Origin of the sequence: Paraburkholderia sp. EG304 (genome assembly GCF_046543485.1) — a bacterium.
GTDB classification, from domain to species: Bacteria; Pseudomonadota; Gammaproteobacteria; order Burkholderiales; family Burkholderiaceae; genus Paraburkholderia; species Paraburkholderia youngii.
Map to the genome: position 1 here is coordinate 13258 of NZ_JBKGUA010000032.1, position 18968 is coordinate 32225.

The 18968-nt window shown below is 61.0% G+C and carries 14 protein-coding genes and 2 pseudogenes; 8 read left to right on the forward strand and 8 right to left on the reverse strand.

Features of this window, described 5'->3' with window-relative positions:
• The first annotated feature begins 443 nt into the window (after positions 1-443).
• The gene (locus ACLFKU_RS29380; protein ID WP_410851408.1) at positions 444-3275 is read left to right on the forward strand and encodes an AAA family ATPase; all 2832 of its coding nucleotides are present in this window, start codon (positions 444-446) and stop codon (positions 3273-3275) included.
• Between the two features lie 52 nt (positions 3276-3327).
• Here the strand turns inward: ACLFKU_RS29380 and ACLFKU_RS29385 are convergent, their stop codons facing one another.
• From ACLFKU_RS29385 to ACLFKU_RS29400, 4 genes are all read right to left on the reverse strand, one after another.
• Positions 3328-3600 (reverse strand): UBP-type zinc finger domain-containing protein, encoded by a 273-nt coding sequence (locus tag ACLFKU_RS29385; protein WP_410851409.1) that lies wholly within the window; start codon positions 3598-3600, stop codon positions 3328-3330.
• Positions 3601-3657: 57 nt separating this feature from the next.
• Positions 3658-4893, reverse strand: a complete 1236-nt coding sequence (locus ACLFKU_RS29390) for an NAD(P)/FAD-dependent oxidoreductase (RefSeq protein ID WP_410851410.1) — start codon at positions 4891-4893, stop codon at positions 3658-3660.
• Positions 4894-5070: 177 nt separating this feature from the next.
• Positions 5071-5310, reverse strand: coding sequence for a DUF6566 family protein (locus tag ACLFKU_RS29395; protein WP_410851411.1), 240 nt, complete (start codon positions 5308-5310; stop codon positions 5071-5073).
• 27 nt (positions 5311-5337) lie between these two features.
• Positions 5338-5580, reverse strand: coding sequence for a hypothetical protein (locus ACLFKU_RS29400; RefSeq protein WP_410851412.1), 243 nt, complete (start codon positions 5578-5580; stop codon positions 5338-5340).
• 752 nt (positions 5581-6332) lie between these two features.
• Between ACLFKU_RS29400 and ACLFKU_RS29405 the strand changes: the two genes are divergently transcribed.
• Entirely contained in the window at positions 6333-6899 is a 567-nt protein-coding gene (locus ACLFKU_RS29405) for a phosphate-starvation-inducible PsiE family protein (RefSeq protein WP_410851468.1), read from the forward strand.
• A gap of 799 nt (positions 6900-7698) precedes the next feature.
• Here ACLFKU_RS29405 and ACLFKU_RS29410 read toward each other — a convergent pair.
• From ACLFKU_RS29410 to ACLFKU_RS29420, 3 genes and pseudogenes are all read right to left on the reverse strand, one after another.
• Positions 7699-7872 (reverse strand): annotated as a pseudogene (locus ACLFKU_RS29410) (IS110 family transposase); the annotation flags it as partial.
• A 304-nt stretch (positions 7873-8176) separates the two neighbouring features.
• Complete coding sequence (locus ACLFKU_RS29415) at positions 8177-8857, reverse strand: BON domain-containing protein (RefSeq protein ID WP_410851413.1); 681 nt, start codon at positions 8855-8857, stop codon at positions 8177-8179.
• A gap of 71 nt (positions 8858-8928) precedes the next feature.
• Positions 8929-9759: pseudogene (locus ACLFKU_RS29420) on the reverse strand (universal stress protein); the annotation flags it as partial.
• Positions 9760-10041: 282 nt separating this feature from the next.
• Between ACLFKU_RS29420 and ACLFKU_RS29425 the strand changes: the two are divergent.
• Positions 10042-10569 (forward strand): flavodoxin family protein, encoded by a 528-nt coding sequence (locus ACLFKU_RS29425; protein ID WP_410851414.1) that lies wholly within the window; start codon positions 10042-10044, stop codon positions 10567-10569.
• Between the two features lie 8 nt (positions 10570-10577).
• On the opposite strand, the gene ACLFKU_RS29430 is transcribed toward ACLFKU_RS29425, so the two are convergent.
• Positions 10578-11216, reverse strand: coding sequence for a LemA family protein (locus ACLFKU_RS29430; RefSeq protein ID WP_410851415.1), 639 nt, complete (start codon positions 11214-11216; stop codon positions 10578-10580).
• A 282-nt stretch (positions 11217-11498) separates the two neighbouring features.
• On the opposite strand from ACLFKU_RS29430, the gene ACLFKU_RS29435 reads away from it, so the two are divergent.
• The 5 genes from ACLFKU_RS29435 to speC all read left to right on the forward strand — a co-directional run bounded on the left by ACLFKU_RS29435 (position 11499) and on the right by speC (position 18949).
• The gene (locus ACLFKU_RS29435) at positions 11499-11990 is read left to right on the forward strand and encodes a hypothetical protein (RefSeq protein ID WP_410851416.1); all 492 of its coding nucleotides are present in this window, start codon (positions 11499-11501) and stop codon (positions 11988-11990) included.
• A 175-nt stretch (positions 11991-12165) separates the two neighbouring features.
• On the forward strand, positions 12166-13587 hold the full coding sequence (locus ACLFKU_RS29440) for a DUF2252 domain-containing protein (RefSeq protein ID WP_410851417.1): 1422 nt from the start codon (positions 12166-12168) through the stop codon (positions 13585-13587).
• Between the two features lie 90 nt (positions 13588-13677).
• Positions 13678-14571, forward strand: a complete 894-nt coding sequence (locus tag ACLFKU_RS29445) for a hypothetical protein (protein WP_410851418.1) — start codon at positions 13678-13680, stop codon at positions 14569-14571.
• A gap of 94 nt (positions 14572-14665) precedes the next feature.
• Positions 14666-16456: a SulP family inorganic anion transporter gene (locus ACLFKU_RS29450; RefSeq protein WP_410851419.1), complete on the forward strand. Its 1791-nt coding sequence runs from the start codon at positions 14666-14668 to the stop codon at positions 16454-16456.
• 129 nt (positions 16457-16585) lie between these two features.
• A complete protein-coding gene (speC, locus tag ACLFKU_RS29455) occupies positions 16586-18949 on the forward strand; it encodes an ornithine decarboxylase (protein ID WP_410851420.1) in 2364 nt (787 codons plus the stop codon).
• Positions 18950-18968: the final 19 nt, after the last annotated feature.

Consider the following 18968-nt stretch of genomic DNA (forward strand, 5'->3'; position numbering starts at 1 on the left):
TCAAGCTGCGGTTGGTAAGGTCGACTACCACGTGAGCCGCTGAGGAAGAAGCCGACCAACTGACGGCCGCGCCCGGAACTGCGTTCGACGAACCCGAACGACAACTGGCTAGAGCGTCACACCTTGCATGACGACCCGACGCTCGTTGACGGGATCGACAAAAGGTTGGCGCGCGCATGTCAGCGCGCCAACGAGCATCCCAGCATATCCATTGGAGAGGACACGCTGCATTGCCTCCTGCTATTGGTACTGCACGGTGAATCAGCGCGCCGGCCGACGCGAGGAAGGACGATGGGATTCGCTTGAATCGTTTCGAGTGCAGCACGAGCCCAGCACGCAAACAAGGCGAAATAGGTAGCGGAATAAGCAGCGGAATAGATATCTTTCACCCACCCGATACCCGCGCGGGAAGCAATGCCCGCTCGGACGAAAAGGAGATCATCATGGCCGAGTGCAGCGTTTGTGGAAAGCCCGCAACCTCACAGATCACGATCACCGAAAACGGCCAACGCCGTCAACTGATGCTGTGCGATGAGCATTACATGGAATTCATGGCGCGCAATCAGCGCCGCCTGTCGCCGCTCGAGTCCCTCTTTCACGGCGGACTGTTCGACAGTCTGTTCGACGACATGTGGCCGGAGACGGAAAGCGGCCGCGATAGACGGTTCATCGGACGCTCGCCAGGACAATCCGGCGGCGCGGATCAGGGTACAGGCGCCGGTAGCGGGCAAATGGGCGATTCAGCGGGCGGACACCCAGGCGGCCGCACGCGCCGGCATCGCCGGGCGCGTGAAGCGGTGGACCTGCAGACGTATCTGAGCCAGAGCGGTCTGGACCGCCTGCAAGCCGCGGCTCAAGCCGCGGTCGAATATGGGAAGAACGAAGTCGATACGGAACACCTGTTGCTGGGGCTCGCCGATAACAATGTGGTGCAGGAAATCCTGCGCGAATTCAAGCTTGATCCCGAAGAGATCAAGAAGACCATCGACCAGACCGCGCCACGTGGTACTCGCAAGGAGCCGAGCGACCACGAGCAGATCGGCGTGTCGCCGCGCGCGAAGAGTGCGCTGGAAAATGCGTTGAAGGCGTCGCTGGAACTGGGCCATAGCTACGTCGGACCAGAACACATTCTGATTGGGCTCGTCGAGGAAGAAGACGGCTTTGCAGGTGAATTGCTGCGCAAGCTCGGGCTGTCGCCACAATCGATGCGGCAAAAAGCAGTCAAGGTGGTCGGGAAGGGTGCCGAAGACGGCAAGATGGAAAACCGCTCCACCACGCCCACGCTCGACAAGTACGCGCGCGATCTCAGCGCGCTTGCGCGTCAAGGCAAGCTCGATCCGGTGATCGGCCGTGACAAGGAAATCGAAACCACGATTGAAGTGCTCGCGAGGCGGCGCAAGAACAATCCGGTGCTGATCGGCGAGCCCGGTGTGGGCAAGACCGCTATCGTCGAAGGTCTGGCGCAGCGCATTGCCCAGGACCAGGTGCCGGAAGTGCTGCGCGGCAAGCGCGTGGTCGAACTGAATATCAATAGCGTCGTGGCTGGCGCGAAGTATCGTGGCGAGTTCGAGGAGCGCGTCAAGCAGGTACTGGATGAGATCATCGAGAACCAGGATCGTCTGGTTGTATTTATCGACGAACTGCATACGATTGTCGGCGCGGGCCAGGGCGGCGGCGAAGGCGGCCTCGACATCGGCAATGTCTTCAAGCCAGCGCTCGCTCGCGGTGAGCTGCACCTCGTGGGTGCGACCACATTGAACGAATACCAGAAGTACATTGAAAAGGACTCGGCATTGGAACGGCGCTTTCAGCCCGTGATGGTGCCTGAGCCTAGCGTCGAGGAAACGATCGAGATTCTGCGTGGCCTGCGCGACCGGCTCGAAGCACATCACAAGGTGAAAATTACCGAAGAGGCGATCGCTGCAGCGGCAAAGCTTTCGGACCGCTACATCGCCGCCCGCTTTTTGCCAGACAAGGCAATCGATTTGCTCGATCAGGCAGCCGCACGCGTGCGCATTTCGTCGAATTCGCGTCCGCAGCCCTTGCACGATGTCGAGGCGAGCATCCGCCGCATCAGGCAGGAACAGGACGCGGCCAGCGCTGCAAAGCAATTCGATAAGGCTAAGGAACTGGAAGAACGGCTCGTCGCGGAACAAAAGCGCCTGCACGAGGCCACTGAAAAATGGAAGAAGGAGCGCGGCACCAGTTCGCAGGAAGTGACGGCCGAAGACATTGCGCAGATCGTTTCGTCGCTCACGGGCGTACCGGTATCTGAACTCACGGCCGAGGACCGTGAAAAGCTGTTGCGACTCGAAGACCATCTGAAGGAGCGCGTAGTCGGCCAGGACGAAGCCGTCTCCGCGGTCGCCAAAGCAGTGCGGCTTTCGCGCGCCGGTTTGACAGAGGCCGGCAAGCCGACTGCGAGCTTCCTTTTTCTTGGGCCTACAGGTGTGGGTAAAACCGAACTCGCCAAGGCGCTAGCCGCTTCGGTGTTCGGCGACGAGAACGCGCTGGTGCGCATCGACATGAGCGAGTATTCCGAGCGTCATACGGTGGCGCGGCTGGTTGGCGCGCCGCCCGGATATGTCGGCTACGAGGAAGGCGGGCAACTCACCGAGCGCGTGCGGCGCAGGCCATATTGCGTCGTGTTGCTCGACGAGATCGAAAAGGCGAACTCAGAGGTGCACAACCTGCTGCTGCAACTGTTCGACGAAGGTCGGCTCACCGACGGCAAGGGACGTCTGGTCGATTTCACCAACACGATCATCATCGCGACCAGCAATATTGGTTCGCAACTGATCCAGGAGAACATGAAGGCCGACTCCAAGCAGCTCGGATACCCTGAACTGCGCGACCGGTTAATGGAAATGCTGCGGCATCATTTCAGGCCCGAGTTTTTGAACCGGGTCGATGAAGTCGTCGTGTTCCATGCGCTCGGCAAGGAGCAGATTCGCAGTATCGTAGACCTGCAACTTGCGCGCGTACGGCGTACCGCGTTGGCCCAAAACATCGATCTCTCGTTCGACGACGCGTTGCGCGATCATCTTGCGCAGATCGGCTATGACCCCGAATTCGGCGCGCGGATGCTCAAACGCAAGATCCGCCTTGAGGTGGAATCGCAACTCGCCGATGCGCTGTTGCGAGGCGACGTGCGCGAAGGTGACAAGGTCACAATGACTTACGATTCAGGTACGCGCTCTGTGCGTGTGCAGAAAGGAGCATCGCCCACGCAAGCGCGCAGCGACGCCTCAGAGCAGGCACCGGCACACGCGTGATGCTGGCGTGAGTGAGAACGCGACGCCGCCCGGCCGTGCGGGGGCGTCGCCCTCACGATTCAAGTTCACCTGCCACGATCTCGTCGCGATAGCACCAGATCCAGGTTTCGCCGGGTTCGATTGAACGCACCAGCGGATGACCGGTCGCGTGAAAATGCCTGCTTGCATGCCGGTTGGGCGACGAATCGCAACAGCCGACGTGTCCGCAAGAAAGACAGAGCCTCAAATGTACCCATGGCTGGTTGAGCTTCACGCACTCCTCGCAATAGTCGATGGTTGTGTCGAGGATGCGGGCCTCGCCCAGGTGCGTGCAATGGGAGGACATGATCGTCTCCTTGGACAGGTATGCGCAGACTTGCGAGGATCAAGCTTGCGCTCGTGCTCAAGTGCTATTCAGATAGCGATGCACCAGCGCCACAGCCATTGCGCCCTCGCCGACTGCCGACGCCACGCGCTTGATCGATGCGTGCCGCACGTCGCCCGCTGCGAAGACGCCGGGCATACTCGTTTCCAGATGCAGCGGCGCGCGTTCGAGAGGCCAATTCAGGTTTGCCCGATATTCCTGCAGATCGGGACCGGTGACGAGATAGCCGCCTTCATCGCGAACGACGCCGACCTCCTGCGCCCATTGCGTCTGCGGCACGCCGCCAATGCAGACGAATAGCCAATTCGTTCTTACAGGGTAGGACCGGGCGGCTCGCACATCGGTCAGCGTGATCTCCTGCAACACGTCACTGCCAGCGAGCGCGGTAACTTCGGTGCACGTGCGCACTTCAATGTTCGACGCCGATGTGATGCGATCCACCAGGTATTGGGACAATGTGTTCTTGAGCGATGCCTCACGCACGAGCATATAGACGCGGTTGGCCGACTGCGAAAAGTGAATGGCGGCCTGTCCCGCCGAATTGCCGCCGCCCACGACATATACGTCTTCGCCATGGATCAACGCGGCCTCACTGGCGCCAGCGCCGTAATAAAGGCCTGCGCCAAGAAAGCGCTCTTCACCTGCCAGGCCTAGCGTGCGATACGCCACGCCAGTCGCGCAGATAGACGTGCGCGCCGTGATACGCGTGCCGTCTTCCAGATACACGATGCCCTGACCGGGCGGGAACTCCGCGTGCACGCCGGCGCGCGCCAGCAGGATTTCGGCGCCGAATTTGACGGCCTGGTCGCGCGCCCGTTCAGCGAGTTCCGCGCCGCTCACGCCCTGTGGAAAGCCCAGATAGTTCTCGATCTTCGAACTGCTGCCTGCCTGACCGCCCAGTGCCCAGCGCTCCACCAGTACGGTATGCAGTCCCTCCGATGCACCGTACACGGCGGCGCTCAATCCCGCTGGTCCTGCGCCGTAAATCGCAAGATCGTAGGCCTCACGGGATGGATTCGCAAACCAGCCGAGCTTCTCGGTGATTTGCCGGATGGTCGGACATTCCAGCCGCGTTCCGTCGTGGAAGACGCAGACCGGCAGGCGGGAATCTGAAACGTGCTGCACATTCGCCAGTTCTTCAGCTTCCTTATCGCTGCCCAGTTCGATCCATTCGAACGGTATGTCGCAGCGATGCAGGAAGTCCCGTATCGCGTAGCCATGTGCGCTGCGCATGCGTCCATAGATCCTGACCATGAATATGCTATCCACCATTGAGGACGTCACGACCTTGTTTCGTTTTCTCGCGCTTCAAGAGCAGGCGGCCGCGCCAGGAAAATGGCGCTTTGCCGTGTTCGTGCACCATAAGCGCATCGGAAAGTGGCGTCTTTCGCGAAACTGCCGGATTTTGTTCGCTTTCTGCCGATGGCTCCATCACATCGGGTTTTGCGACTCTTCCAGCTTGTGATCGATAAATCGCGTGCCCCATTCGATGCCGTCGCGCACCGCCTCCGCCTGCGTCAGCCATTCTGGCTGAATCGTCTCCAGACGGAATTCGGCCACGGGGCTATCGGCATGGCGCACACTCACCCTCGCCTGCCACGCGCCGTATGCATTCTGCTCCGGCTGTACCGCGATCTCGTAGCCTCGATGCTCAAACACGTGGGTTTGCATGAGCGGCTCCGGTTTGGTATCAAGGCGTCAATCTGGAAGCACGAACTCGGTGCGCATATCTTCGATCACCTTCTGGACATGATGTGCGCAATCTGCGCCGAGGTCATTGAGCGGCACCATGTTCCAGTTGCGGCCGGATGCGTCGGGCGGGTGCCGCTCCGGTAGCGGTATGCGCACCCGCAAAGCTCCCGGCACGTCAGCGGCGATTTTCGCCATGCGGTTCTGCAGTTCGTCGCGAATCTGCTCAGCGGTTCGAACGGTCTTCGGCATAGGTCTGCCTCCCTCGATCGCACGTCCTAATCGTGACTGAATAGCGCATACGTGCCTCCTGCGTGAGCATGCACCGACGATGCTTTAATTCTAGTCGCTAACCCGTCCGGGACGTACGGATTGGCGCTCGCTGTTATGGACTGCATCAAGGGAAAGCGCGCCGAAAAGCTGCGCTTCGGAAAAATGGACAAAAGGCCCACAAGGGCCCGATCCTCCACGGGCCAGCCCGTTTCCTCTCTAAAGCGGGCGTCCGCAGCGGATGAGCTGCTTGCGAGCTGAGAATACGCGGTATCAGACGTGCTGGGCCGTGCCGCGCGTGGAACGTTCGAGGCTGCATTGACCGTGCGTCAAGCGAGGCCTCCTGAGACCTGCATAGATCGTATGCACGGTTGGCGGCCGGCCGGCGCATCCTCGGTCACGCGGGTAGGAGCAAGCGCTGTGGCGCCGCCAGAATGGCGTCTTCCATCTCGCGCTCGTTGGGGTACAGTTGCATGGACCTGCTGCTTCCGGCTCAGTACCTCTTCGACTACTCGATAGGAACCTGTATCAGAAGCACGAGATAGTTCGGCCGCTGTTATCAATGACCGAATACGTCAGTTCTGCCTTGGGCAGCTATCCATAAAGAAGCCGCGCAACGCGAAGGACCGTAGCATGTCCGTTACGACCATCGAATGGACTGTGCACGGAGCGTGTGCAATCCATGCACGTGCGGTGTGCTCGCGGCGCAGCGACTGCCCTCCGGGAGTCAAGTCATGGAAAGTAAGAAAAGCTGGCTACGCAAGGATCTCGATGCGTTGCGTCTGCAGTGGGACATGCTCACCTTTTATGAACGATTTGAGCAGCTTGTCGCGCATGTGCTGAGCTTCATGATCTCTATCATTATCCTCGTGTCGCTCTGGCAGTTGATTCACGCGGTGATTTCGTTGCTGGTTTCGGATGCGCTGAACCCGCTGGATCACACGGTGTACCAGACCATCTTCGGGATGGTCATGACGCTGCTGATCGCGATGGAATTCAAGCACTCGATTACGCGCGTGATGGCGCGGCGCGATCACATCGTGCAGGTCAAAACGGTGCTTCTGGTTGCGCTTCTGGCTATCGCCCGAAAATTCATCATTCTCGATCCGGCCAGTGCGCCCGCCCAGATCGCGGCGCTTGCATTCGCGCTGGTCGCACTGGGGATCGTCTACTGGCTGATGCGGCAGCGTGATGACCCCGTCGACGCGACGATCGCGGCGCAAGCAGCGCGTGATCGCGTGGTGCGCGCGCAGCGACAGCAAGGGAGGGTGCCCCGCGAAGGCGGCCATTCCGACGATTGACCCGAGTTGCCGCGCTCGTCAAGTGATGAGAGCGTGAGCTTCAATGTTGCGGACGGCGTTGATGGTCACGGGAAGTCCGATCGCCTCCGGTGCACCCCCGGGAAACCAGTGTTTCGAGCGCGACCCCTTTCGTCTCGGTGCCCACCTACCATGCCCAAGCGCCGCTATGCCGAACAGCGACGCACGGAGTCTGAACATCCGGCCCTCGCCGAATGCCAGCAACACGACCGTCTGCATACCGATCGGCGACGGAACCCAGATGACGCGGACGACTTGACTGTGGTGCCTGGTAACGAATGCGTCTTCTCTTTTGATCAGACTGCCATGCGTGCGATGGTGACGGATCTTCACTCGCCCCCCCCACCGACGGTAGTTCGGAACGTCACCTGTCCTCGTTTTCATTGCTCCCCGAGAGCCGTCGTTCGCAAAACTTACAGAGCAGGCGAAAGTAGGTCCACGGCTAATTGATGGCGATGAGTCAGCCGTTCTTGAGCCTGCCCGTTCTTCAGCTGCTCAGCGTCGACCGGCTGACATCGACCTCGCGTTGCTCGAGTGACGGCAAAGGGTGGCGCGTCAGTCGGTATGCGAGACGCGCGCCAAACAAGTTGAGAATATCGTGGCGACGTTGACCGTGTCGATTTGCTGTCCGCGAGTGACGCTGCTGAGCGACTGTTCGACTCTGATACCTGCCGTTGCCTCTCTGACAGCTCGAACGGCAGAAACGGGTCGGGTCCGGCCGACCGCGTCGGACAGTATCACGTCATTCATTGCTGCCGCTTTCAACAGTCCCATCGAAAGGATTCTTGTTGTTGCGGATATTGAGCGCCTTCACGAATTGCCCTCGCCTCAGCTTGACCTGATGCCCCATCCGCACCAGCTTGCGTGCCGAGTGATGCGCTCTGCCGCACGCTTCCATTCCGATAAGACAAGGAGACCGGTTCGCGAAATGCTTCAGAAACCCAGCGCGTCGCACGGTGTGCCTGTGAAATCGGAGCAACGGACGGTGTGCACGCGTCGCTACCTGACGTCCTACCTCGTGTGAAGCGGTCATCTTCAAAATCTGCAAGCGTTGCCCGGTTCACGTCTCCGGGGCGGTGCGTGAGCGCCGGCGGCCGATCCCACACGGGGGGGGGGCACCTTGTCACGAAGAGCGCGATGACACATTTCCTTTGGCGGTAAGTGACTGAATAATCGCCTGATTTTCGGACGATGAACTGCGCCGCCTTAAAGTTGAGAGTATTCCTGCTGCGAGCGGGACAGAATTCCTTCGTTCTACGCTAACGTGACGGCGCCATTTCGTCACACACCCAGTGCACTTCCGAGTGTCCACGTGCCGCGCCGCAAACGAGATCCCGCCAGGCTGATGTCGCCAGCGTGCCACGCAGCGTGACCATGCCGTCTCGCGCCACGACCTCGATCTTATCGGCCTGCGCCTCCGCAACTGTGCGTAGCGCCGCGCGGATTCGTGTCAGAACTTCCATCTGTATCTGACGGTCGCTCACAACCAGCTCGTTGCAGATCGACGTAATGCCCGGAAGATGTACCAGAACCTGCTCAGCGAGCTTCTTCTGGTAGGACCAGTCCACGTGACCGGCGAGCCAGACGCAGCCGTCATGAACGTTGACATCCACTGATCCCGGCGGCAAACAGGCTCGCCATCTGAGTGCTGACAGTATGGCGTCGCGTATCTCTGCATCGGTTCGGCGCAATTGCGTCGGCACTTTCACAGCCAGTTCTGCTGTGACCGAAGCGATGCCGGGTACAGCTCGGGCTACTTCACAGGCGGCAACCTTCGCAGCATAGCCAGAAACGCGACCTCGCAAGATCGCATGGCCATCGCGCACATCGACCCAGACAGGCTCCTGACTCAACACGGGATCACCATGCATGCGGTCCTCAATGCGGTTCGTGAGCTCGCGATCTAGTGGGGAAATGTTGAATGTCGCCGTCGGATTCATATTGAAGTCTCATACGCTAAGAGCGGGGCGAGGGAGCGTTCCCGCCTAAAGAGTCTGCAAGTACCTCTCAGGACAAGTCTGGGCACGGTCATCGACTCGAGCATCGTGCGCGTTGCGCCTCCCAGTACGACTTCATGCAGGCGGGAGTGTGCGTACGCGCCCATCACGATCAGGTCGCAGCCGAGCTCCGACGCCTGCGACAGCAAAGCATCGCCGACCGGCGTGTCGTTTTCGATGGTCAGCTCTCGCACGTCGATCTTCACGCCGTGACGCGCGATGGTCAGCGCGATGTCCGCGCCGGGAATCCGATCGCGCGGCGGTCGATCGCTGGGCGAATGGACCGTCAGCAGCGACACCTTCGCGGCATGCGCGAGGAACGGCAGCGCGTCGTGGATCGCGCGGGTGGCTTCACGGCTGCCGTCCCACGCGATCAGCACGTGCCGGCCCGGCGGCGTGACGCGCCCGCTCGACGGCACCAGCAATACCGGCCGTCCCGTCGACAGCACGACGTGCTCGACGAACTGTTCGGCGACGAACGCCTCGGGGTCGACCGGATCAGTCTGTCCGAGCACGATCAGATCGGCGAGACGGGCGTACGGCGGCACAACGTCGTTCGCATAGCCGTCTGCGGTGATCCACTGACCTTCGACCTTTGCACGCGCGAGTTCGGCATGAAAGAGCCGCTCGAGCGAGCCAGCCCTTTCGTGGCGCTGGCGCTCGTGCTCCGCGTAGTACTCGGCAGTGCCGGCCATGACGAAGAACGCGTGGCGCGGTGGCACGTAGGTCGAAAACAGACCGGTCAGCCGCGCGTGAAACCGGTGTGCAAGCTGCAATGCGATCTCGAGACGCGGATGCGCGCGAACGCTCGAATCGAGGTGAACGAGAATGCTTTTGTAGCTCATCGTCAAGGCTCCCTGACAGACCGCGTGGAAACGGGCGCAACCCGTGGTGACATTTAGTCTATGGTCCAGCCCGGCGCGACTGTTGACGCAGATCAAGCACGCGGATGCCGCACGCCAGTTGACGTGGGTCAATCGCTGCCGGGTGAGCTCAATTACTCTGACACCACCGCCCGCAAGTCGAATCTTGACCGAAGCGTCATCGCATCGCGAGCCGGCACGTTAGCAGCGCATGACGCTCAATTGGCGGATGAGGTGCCCAATGTCCGCTGTCGGAGAAAGCATATGTCCGAGCGTTGCAGGATTCTCATCGTCTATTACTCGCGAACCGGCACAACGCGGCGTGATGCCGAGCTGCTCGCGTCCGCGCTGGACGCCGACATCGAACCGATCCGCGAACCCGGCGGTCCCGAGCCGCGTAACGGTGCACGCGGTTTCGTCAGATCGTTGATGGATGCGCTGTGTCATCGACACGCCGAGGTCATGCCGGCGTTGCGCGACGTCGCAGCGTATGACCTCGTCGTCGTTGGCGCGCCCGTCTGGGCACGCGGCGCATGCGCGCCAGCTCGGGCGTGGCTGGAATTGCATGGCCCGCAGGTTCGCCGGCTCGCGCTGTTTTGCTGCGAGGGCGCGTTCGGCGGCAAAGAGGCGCTGAAGCAGATGTCTGAGGCGGCGGGCAAGGTGCCGCTTGCGACCTGCGTGTTTACCGGCAGTGACCTGTATCGACGCAAAGACGGCGTCAAGCGCGACACGTTCGCGCAGAAGATCAGGTCGAGAATGGCGGCACGCCGCGAGATGGAGTGGCTGGTGTAGCGGGGTGTTCAGGCTCGCGGTCGAAAACGTTGCGACTCGACGCGCAGCGAGCCGCGCAACGCGTCGAAGTCGGTGCGCGGATGACGATGCACAGGCGTTCCGTCCGGAGCCATGAAAGCGGGCCTATCCTGGGTGGGATGAATCATGTCCGCGAGGCCGAACGGAAAACGGTGACGCGCTGCGTTGTAGCGCCGGGCCGCTTCATCGTAGCGCTCGCGCGCGAAGGCGATCCGCCCCGCGGACGAGGCGAGCCGCGACTGCAGCGCGCGGAACGCCGGGCTCGCTTTCAGACGGCGGATGCCCTCGCGTGCGATCAGCAGTTGCGAGATCGCGTCGGTCAGATCGCGTTGCGCGACATCGAAGCGTTCGAACGAAGCGGGCGAGTCGAGCAGGGCTGGCGACGCATGCAGATCCGCGCCCGCCGTGCGCGACCTACCCATCTGCGCGAGCGCCGGCGCATCCGGCGACAGATGCTTGCGCGCGAGTAAGACCGCTTGCTCCGTCAGTTCGAGTCGTTCGTTGTAGAGATCCAGCACGTCGGCAAAGGCCACAGCGACTTCGCGATCGGCAGCCGGCACCATGTCGCCCCCGCATCCTGACATGCAGAGCAGCGCGAACAGAAACGAAACGATCAGGGCGGGCCTCAAGGTCGTCCTCGCCGGGTAGTGTGGATGTGGCCGGGGCGGTATTCATGGCAAGCGTAGACGCGTGGTAGTGGCACCGCCTGATCGCCGCCAATGGGATGTTTGATCAGGATCAGTCTTCATGCGCGACGAGCCGCTATGTTTGGAAACACCCGGGAAGCGATCGTCACGGGACGCGACGCGGTCGTCGATGTCGAGTTCGCTGCACACGAGCTGCGGTTGGCCGGGTTCAGACGCGACAACGACTGGAAACCCGATGAACAGCAAACTCAGCGAGATCGATAAATGCATTGGTTCGGCGGCCACACCGACACCGGCGCGGTCATGAAGCCCGCCGCGTACCGGATCTGGGTGTCGATCCTATGTCTGGTGCTCGTTGCCGGATGCGCGAGCACCGCGCGCGAAGCGGCCTTCCGCCGCGAGGAAGTCGCGCTGTTCGAGGCGCGTCAACAGGCGTCTGTGCGTTGCGAACCGACGGTCGATTGCGAGTCGGCATGGGTACGCACGCGCGCGTTCGTCGCCACGCATTCGGCGAGCCGCATCGTGCGCGCTGACGATACGCTGATCGAAACCGCGTTGCCGCATTCGTTCGGCTTCGTGTATCTCGCGGCGCAGAAGGGACGGTTCGACGAAGATCACGCGCAAATTCAGCTGAAAGCGATGTGCCGCGGCATGTACCGCACCGACGGTAACGCGAGCGTGATGTATTGGACCTGTGCGAATGCGATCGTCGCGGTCGAGGACGAGTTTCGCGCGTTTATGAGCGAAGCGAAATGACGAAATTCAACGAGCTCGAATGCGTATCAGTGCACGGGATCACTCCGCCGAATCAGTCCGCAAAGCGCGTGACCACACAACGTTGACCTGCATCAAATAGATGACCGGTCATATGCGTATCTTGAGCTTGAGGTCGCGGCGGTATAAGGGCGCATCGAGTCTTTCCGGAGAGGTCATGGATAAAATCGTGTCACGCAAATCAGCAAACGGAAAACGCGCACCGGCGGCCGAGTATCTAACGCCGGAACAGAGGTCCGCGCAAGGCCGGGCGATACGCGATTCGATTTCCCGAACGTCCCAGGCTGGCTGGAAATCGCCTGAGCAACGCAGGGATCCAGTCGAGCTGCTGGAGATCTCCAATGAGGGCCGCCTGCCGAACTTGATCCCGCTTCGCTTCGGTCGAATGGCGGCATCGCCGTTTGCGTTCTATCGTGGCGCAGCCGCCGTGATGGCGGCGGATCTGGCGACGACGCCCACCAGCGGTCTACGCGTGCAGGCATGTGGCGACGCACACCTGATGAACTTCGGCGGCTTTGCGACGCCGGAGCGTAACGTCATCTTCGACATCAACGACCTGGACGAGACGTTGCCGGCCCCGTTCGAATGGGATCTGAAACGGCTCGCGGGAAGCGTCGTGATTGCGGCGGAGCATCTGGAATTGCCGCACAGCGAAACGGCGCGCATCGTCGTCGAGCTCGTGCGCGAATACCGGGAGCAGATGCATGACTACGCGTTCATGCGCGTTCTCGATGTCTGGTACGACAAAATCGATTTGCAGAAGTATCAGGATCGATCGGGCGATCCCGCCGTCGTCGAAGCCGCGCGCAAGCGGATCGAGCAGAGAATTGAAGTGGAGCGACGCAAGACCGTTCCCGATCATCTGTATCCGAAGCTGGTCTCGGAGGAGGGCGGTCAGCCCCGGATCAAGGATGAGCCGCCGCTGATCTTTCATCCAACCGAAGAAATGGCTCCCGGTCTCGCGAAGGGGTATTCGGAAGCGATCGCGTCATACCGCGAGAGTCTCGCCGAACATGTGCGCGTCGTGTTCGAGCGGTTTCATTTCGTCGATATGGCAATCAAGGTGGTCGGAGTCGGCAGTGTCGGCACGATGTGCGGCGTCGGGTTGTTCATGGCGAGCGACAACGATCCGTTGTTCCTGCAGGTGAAGGAAGCCAAAGCGTCGGTGCTCGAGCCCTATGCTGGCAAGAGCCTGCACCCTAATCACGGTCAGCGCGTGATTGCCGGACAGCGCATCATGCAGTCCGCCAGCGATGTGTTTCTCGGCTGGACTCGTGGGCAGAACGGCCGCGATTTTTATGTCCGTCAGCTTCGCGACATGAAAATTTCCGTGCTGATCGAAGCGCTCGATCCGGGCATGCTCCGGCAGTACGCGCGCATGTGCGCACACGCGCTGGCGCGCGCGCACGCGCGTTCCGGTGACGCGGCGATGATCGCCGGCTACATGGGCTCGGGACAGACCTTCGACGATGCAATCACCGAGTTCGCGACGGATTACAGCTCGCAGAACAGGCAGGATTATCGCGATTTCGTTCGCGCGATTCGCGAGGGCCGCATACAGGCGACGACCGACGAATAGGCGCGCTGGCGCTATACGCGTCACGCCGAGTGGCGGCGTTGACTCTGCTTTTTCGTTGAACGCGCCGTATCTTTTTCGTGGAGAATCGAATTGATCCGTAGGTACTTCCGAGCCGCGCAGAGAAACGCGCTGCGGTTCTCAGGATCGCTTACGCTGATTGTCTCGCTGGCCGCGGGCGCGGCCATTCATCAGAATCTTGATAATCCGTTGCCGGACAATGCGCCAACCATGTTCGCTCCATCACGGTTGGGCGGCCCTGACATGAGCGACGCGCTGAACCAATACGGCATTGCGCGTGGCTCGACGAAAGCGCGCATCGTTGCTGCATGGCTGCAGAACGTCGAGAACGACCCAGCCATCGAACGGCGCATCCCCGGTGGCGTCCATGCGCTCGAACAGATGTTTGTCGATGAGGGCAAACGTGAAGCGGTGATGTCGAGCGGCCTCGCGCGTCTGGCACCCGAAGACCGGCTGACCTACCTGCAATTGTTCACCCACCTGCTCGACGAATTCGTACCGGTCAACTGCTTTGGCCTCGTCGATATTAATGCCGCGATGAGTCGGATCACACTTGCTCAGATGTCCGACGCGGACGCGGAACTCTATTTGAGGCTTGTTTATAAGGTTCTGGTGAGTAGTGCGTCCGGCGTGCCGGTGAGCTTGCCAACCCCGCAACAATATTCAGCGGCGGTCGACGTACTGTCGAGCGAGATCGTCATCGAGCTAGATGCCGATCCGGTCAACCTTGACCGGTACCAGTCGTATTCGGCGCACCCAGAGTCGTCCACCCCGTCCGACGTGTGCTGGACCACGAGGGTGACGCTGCACGCGATCGAAAGAATGCCCGAACCGGAACGGGACTTCATTCTGATGCCGGCCATCATGAATATAGACGCGACATCACTCGCGATCCCTGACGGGACGAATCCGGCCATGACGCCGCTTCCCGCGAGGGGCGGACGAGCAAGCTCGACGATACCTTGAAGACCGAGGCACGGTGGCGTTCGATACGCTCGATGTGAGATCGCCGCGCGCCTGGGGCCGATGTGTTTCACCACTGCCGAACAAGGAGAGGGCGATGGCGGATGAACAGGTTTCCATCGTCGAAGTCGACGACAGCGCGTCCAGCCGAGGCTGGCGCGGGCTATTTCCACCGGCGCAGTGGCTGCCCGCCTATCAGTTGCAGTGGCTTTCTTCGGACGTCGTCGCGGGCGTGACGCTGGCGGCATATGGCATCCCGGTGTCTCTCGCCTATGCGACGCTGGCCGGCTTGCCACCGCAGTACGGTATCTATTGCTATCTGGTGGGCGGGCTCTTCTATGCGCTGTTCGGTTCGTCGCGTCAATTGGCTATTGGTCCGACCTCGGCCATTTCCATGCTCGTCGGCGTGACGGTGGCGGACATGGCGGGTGGTGATCCGGTTCGATTCGCATCGATCGCGGCGTTGACTGCAATACTGATCGCGCTGATGTGCGTGATTGCGTGGCTTCTGCGGCTAAGCTCGCTCGTCAACTTCATCAGCGAGACCATTCTGCTGGGTTTCAAGGCCGGCGCCGCGCTTACCATCGCGCTGACGCAACTGCCCAAACTGTTCGGCGTCAAGGGAGGCGGCGAGCAGTTTTTCGAGCGGATCGTGGTTCTTGCCGGGCAACTGCCCGACACGCATCTCGTCGTGCTGGTGTTTGGCGTCGGCGCATTGGCCCTGCTGGTCTTGGGTGAGAAGTTCTTGCCGGGTCGACCGGTCGCACTGTTCGTCGTAGTGTTGTCGATCGTCCTGCTTTCGCTGACCCCTCTCGGTCAGATGGGCTTCAAGGTCGTTGGCGCATTGCCGCGTGGATTGCCCAATTTTCAGTTTCCTCCGCTGCGGGTGCGCGACGTCGACGGGATCGTGCCGTTGGCGTTCGCCTGTTTGCTGCTGTCGTATGTGGAAAGCGTGTCGGCAGCGCGGGCCATCGCGGAGAAGAACGGCTATGAAATCGATGCGCGCCAGGAGTTGTTGGGTATCGGCGCGGCCAACCTCGCCGCAGGCCTGTTTCGCGGGTATCCGGTGGCGGGCGGGTTGTCGCAGTCATCGGTGAACGACAAGGCCGGCGCGAAATCGCCGCTTGCCCTGGTGTTCGCATCAATTGCGATCGGACTGTGCCTGATGTTCCTGACTGGCCTGCTCACCAACCTGCCCAACGTCGTGCTGGCCGCCATCGTGCTCGTGGCCGTCAAGGGCCTTATCGACATTCGCGAATTGCGGCACGTGTGGCGCGTGAGTCGTTACGAGTTCACGGTGTCGATGGTCGCGTTTGCCGCCGTGTTGATGCTGGGCATCCTCAAGGGGGTAATTTTCGCCGTGCTCGCATCGATGCTGCTGCTGATCAGACGCGCCGCGCATCCGCATGTGGCCATGCTGGGACGCATCCCCGGTACGAGCCGGTACTCGGATGTCGAGCGTCATCCTGAGAACGAAGCGGTGCCCGGTGCGCTGATCTTCCGTGTCGAAGCGTCGTTGCTTTACTTCAACAGCGAACATGTCCGCACATCGGTATGGGACAGGATCCGCTCGAATACGGCGCCGATCAGGCTCGTGATATGCGACCTGTCGAGTTCTCCCGCAGTGGACATCGCCGGTGCGCGCATGCTGGCGACGATGCACGCCGATCTGGCCAAACGCGGGATGCGCCTGCGGATTCTCGCCGCCCACGGTAGCGCGCGCGACATTCTGCGCGCGGAGGGACTGGAGCAGCAGGTCGGCGAATTGGGACGCCACGTCGGCGTCGATGACGTGATCGAGGCGTTCGTGCATGAAGCCGAACCGGGCGCCGTGAGTTCGAGCAGGACGGCACTGGGGCGTTTCTCCGGTGCGGGCGCGTCCACCTGAAAAGTCGGACGACGATGCTGCCGAGATGTCTGCCGACGGCACGCTAAAGCGTCCGGAAATGCAATTGATCTGCATCAATCAGAGCTTGCCTTCAGATGCTTTAATCAAACTGCGTAGAGGAGACTGATGATGATCCCGCGTTCCGTGAAGGCCCCGACCGTACCGATTCCGTTTCATAAGATGCTGAAGGTGGTCGCGGTCGTTGATCCGGGTAATGAGCCAACGAAAGAACTGCTCGATCACATCGCTCTCGCAGGCATACATGTCGAGGTGACGGGCAATCCGGTCCGCGATCTGAACGAGGATGCTGACGTTGGCGCGTATATCGTCGGCGTTGATGGCAAGCAAATGGAGGGCGCCCGCAATCTCGCGGTTGGCGTTCGCTCGTTAGGCTTTCATACTCCCCTGTGGGCTCTGGCCGACACGCATCGCCTCTCCGACCTTGTCGTTGCGGGCGGACTCGGTGAAGTCGACGGCTATATTTATCTTGGCCAGCAGACCCCGGCCTTTTACGCGAAACAGGTGGTGGCGAGCTTCGTGAAGTACGGCATGAGCCTTCTGCCGCCCTTCTTCGGCGGGCTCGTCGCCTACGACGGCGAGGCCAATATCGCCTTCGACTGCCCGGGACACCAGGGCGGCCAGTTTTATCGGAAGTCGCCCGCGGGACAGCTTTTCTTCAAGTATTTCGGCGAAAGCATTTTCCGCAACGACCTGTGCAACGCCGATGTCGATCTCGGCGACCTGTTGATTCACGAAGGCCCGGCCGCCGATGCCGAGCGCCACGCAGCCGAAGTATTCGGCGCGGACCAGACCTATTTCGTCCTGAATGGCACCAGCACGTCGAACAAGATCGTCACAGGTGCGGTGCTTCGGCGCGGCGATCTCGTGCTATTCGACCGGAACAACCACAAGTCGGTGCATCAGGGCGCGCTTGTGCAGGCGGGGGCCATTCCCGTGTTTCTGCCGACCGCCCGCAATCCGTTCGGGATGATCGGCGCGGTCGACTGGGAAGCGTGGGACGAAGACTGGCTGCGCCGACAGATCCGCTCTAACCCGCTCGTGAAGGACCTCGAGCGCAGCAGGGCGGAGCGGCCGTTCCGTCTCGCCTGCATCCAGCTCGCGACCTATGACGGCACGATCTACAATGTACGAAAGGTGCTGGATAAGATCGGCCACCTGTGCGACTACGTGCTATGGGACGAAGCGTGGATCGGCTACAACGCGTTTCACCCGCTGTTCGAAGATCACAGTCCGATGCGGATGAAGCACCTGACACCGCAAATGCCGGGATTGTTCTCGACGCAATCCGTGCACAAGCAAGGCGCTGGCTTTTCGCAAGGGTCGCAGATTCACAAGCGCGACGAACATCTTCGCGGTCAGAAACGCTTCATCGAGCACAGGCGGTTCAATGAGTCGTTCCTGATTCACGCCAGTACTTCTCCGTTCTATCCGCTGTTTGCCTCCCTCGATGTCAACGCGAAGGTTCATGAAGGCAAGGCGGGCGAGATGCTGTGGGACCGTTGCATCGCACTGGGGATCGAAGCTCGCAAGAAGATTCGCGAGTTCGTTCACTACTATGCAGAAACCGGAAAAAGCAAGGAAGAGCAGTGGTTCTTCGATCCTTTCGTGCCCGATGTCGTCACGACCCGCAATTCGCGTTTTACGACGGATGTCGAGAACGCTGCATGGGAGTCGTTGCCGACCGACGTGATCAAGCGCGAGCAGCAATGCTGGGCGTTCAACCCCGAAGCCCGCTGGCACGGCTATGCAGGTTATGCCGATGGCTATGCGATGGTAGACCCGAATAAGCTCACTCTGCTCACGCCGGGCATCGACCGAAAAACGGGCGAGTATCTCGACTTCGGCGTACCGGCGACCGTGGTTGCGAACTATCTGCGCGAGGAAGGCATCGTTCCGGAGAAGTGCGACCTGAACAGCGTGCTGTTCCTGATGACGCCGGCGGAGGACGAAAGCAAGCTGAATTCGCTGATCGCGAGGCTCGTCAGGTTCAAGAATCTTTGGGACCGCGATGCGCCGCTGGCGGAAGTGCTGCCGTCCCTGTGCGCGGCGCACGGCGCGCGCTATGCCGACTACTCGCTGCGCCAGGTGTGCAACGAAATGCACGGCTTTTACCGCGAAGCCAACGTGAAGGAACTGCAGCGGCTCTGCTTTCGCGCGTCGAGTTTCCCTGAAATGGCGATGCCGCCTGAGGCCGCCTATGAGGCTCTGGTCGCGAACGACGTCGAGTATGTGCCGCTCGGCCAGGCGCGTGGTCGCATCTCCGCTACGCTCGCGTTGATCTATCCGCCGGGTATCGGTGTCGTGCTGCCTGGTGAGCGTTGGGATGAACGCGCGCAACCGATGCTCGACTATTTCATGGCTTTCCAGGAATCGTTCAATCGCTTCCCCGGATTCAACTATGAAGTGCAGGGCGTTTTCCAGGAGCGGGAAAACGGCCGTATTCGCTTTTACACGTACGTAGTCCGCGAGTAAGCGGACTTGAACGGTCCAC

Coding starts and splice junctions, on each gene's coding strand:
- ACLFKU_RS29425 (WP_410851414.1), top strand. CDS start 10,042: ATGTCCGAGCGTTGCAGGATTCTCATCGTCTATTACTCGCGAACCGGC.
- ACLFKU_RS29440 (WP_410851417.1), top strand. CDS start 12,166: ATGGATAAAATCGTGTCACGCAAATCAGCAAACGGAAAACGCGCACCG.
- ACLFKU_RS29380 (WP_410851408.1), top strand. CDS start 444: ATGGCCGAGTGCAGCGTTTGTGGAAAGCCCGCAACCTCACAGATCACG.
- ACLFKU_RS29390 (WP_410851410.1), bottom strand. CDS start 4,893: ATGGTCAGGATCTATGGACGCATGCGCAGCGCACATGGCTACGCGATA.
- ACLFKU_RS29450 (WP_410851419.1), top strand. CDS start 14,666: ATGGCGGATGAACAGGTTTCCATCGTCGAAGTCGACGACAGCGCGTCC.
- ACLFKU_RS29385 (WP_410851409.1), bottom strand. CDS start 3,600: ATGTCCTCCCATTGCACGCACCTGGGCGAGGCCCGCATCCTCGACACA.
- ACLFKU_RS29435 (WP_410851416.1), top strand. CDS start 11,499: ATGCATTGGTTCGGCGGCCACACCGACACCGGCGCGGTCATGAAGCCC.
- ACLFKU_RS29405 (WP_410851468.1), top strand. CDS start 6,333: ATGGAAAGTAAGAAAAGCTGGCTACGCAAGGATCTCGATGCGTTGCGT.
- ACLFKU_RS29415 (WP_410851413.1), bottom strand. CDS start 8,857: ATGAATCCGACGGCGACATTCAACATTTCCCCACTAGATCGCGAGCTC.
- ACLFKU_RS29400 (WP_410851412.1), bottom strand. CDS start 5,580: ATGCCGAAGACCGTTCGAACCGCTGAGCAGATTCGCGACGAACTGCAG.
- speC (WP_410851420.1), top strand. CDS start 16,586: ATGATCCCGCGTTCCGTGAAGGCCCCGACCGTACCGATTCCGTTTCAT.
- ACLFKU_RS29395 (WP_410851411.1), bottom strand. CDS start 5,310: ATGCAAACCCACGTGTTTGAGCATCGAGGCTACGAGATCGCGGTACAG.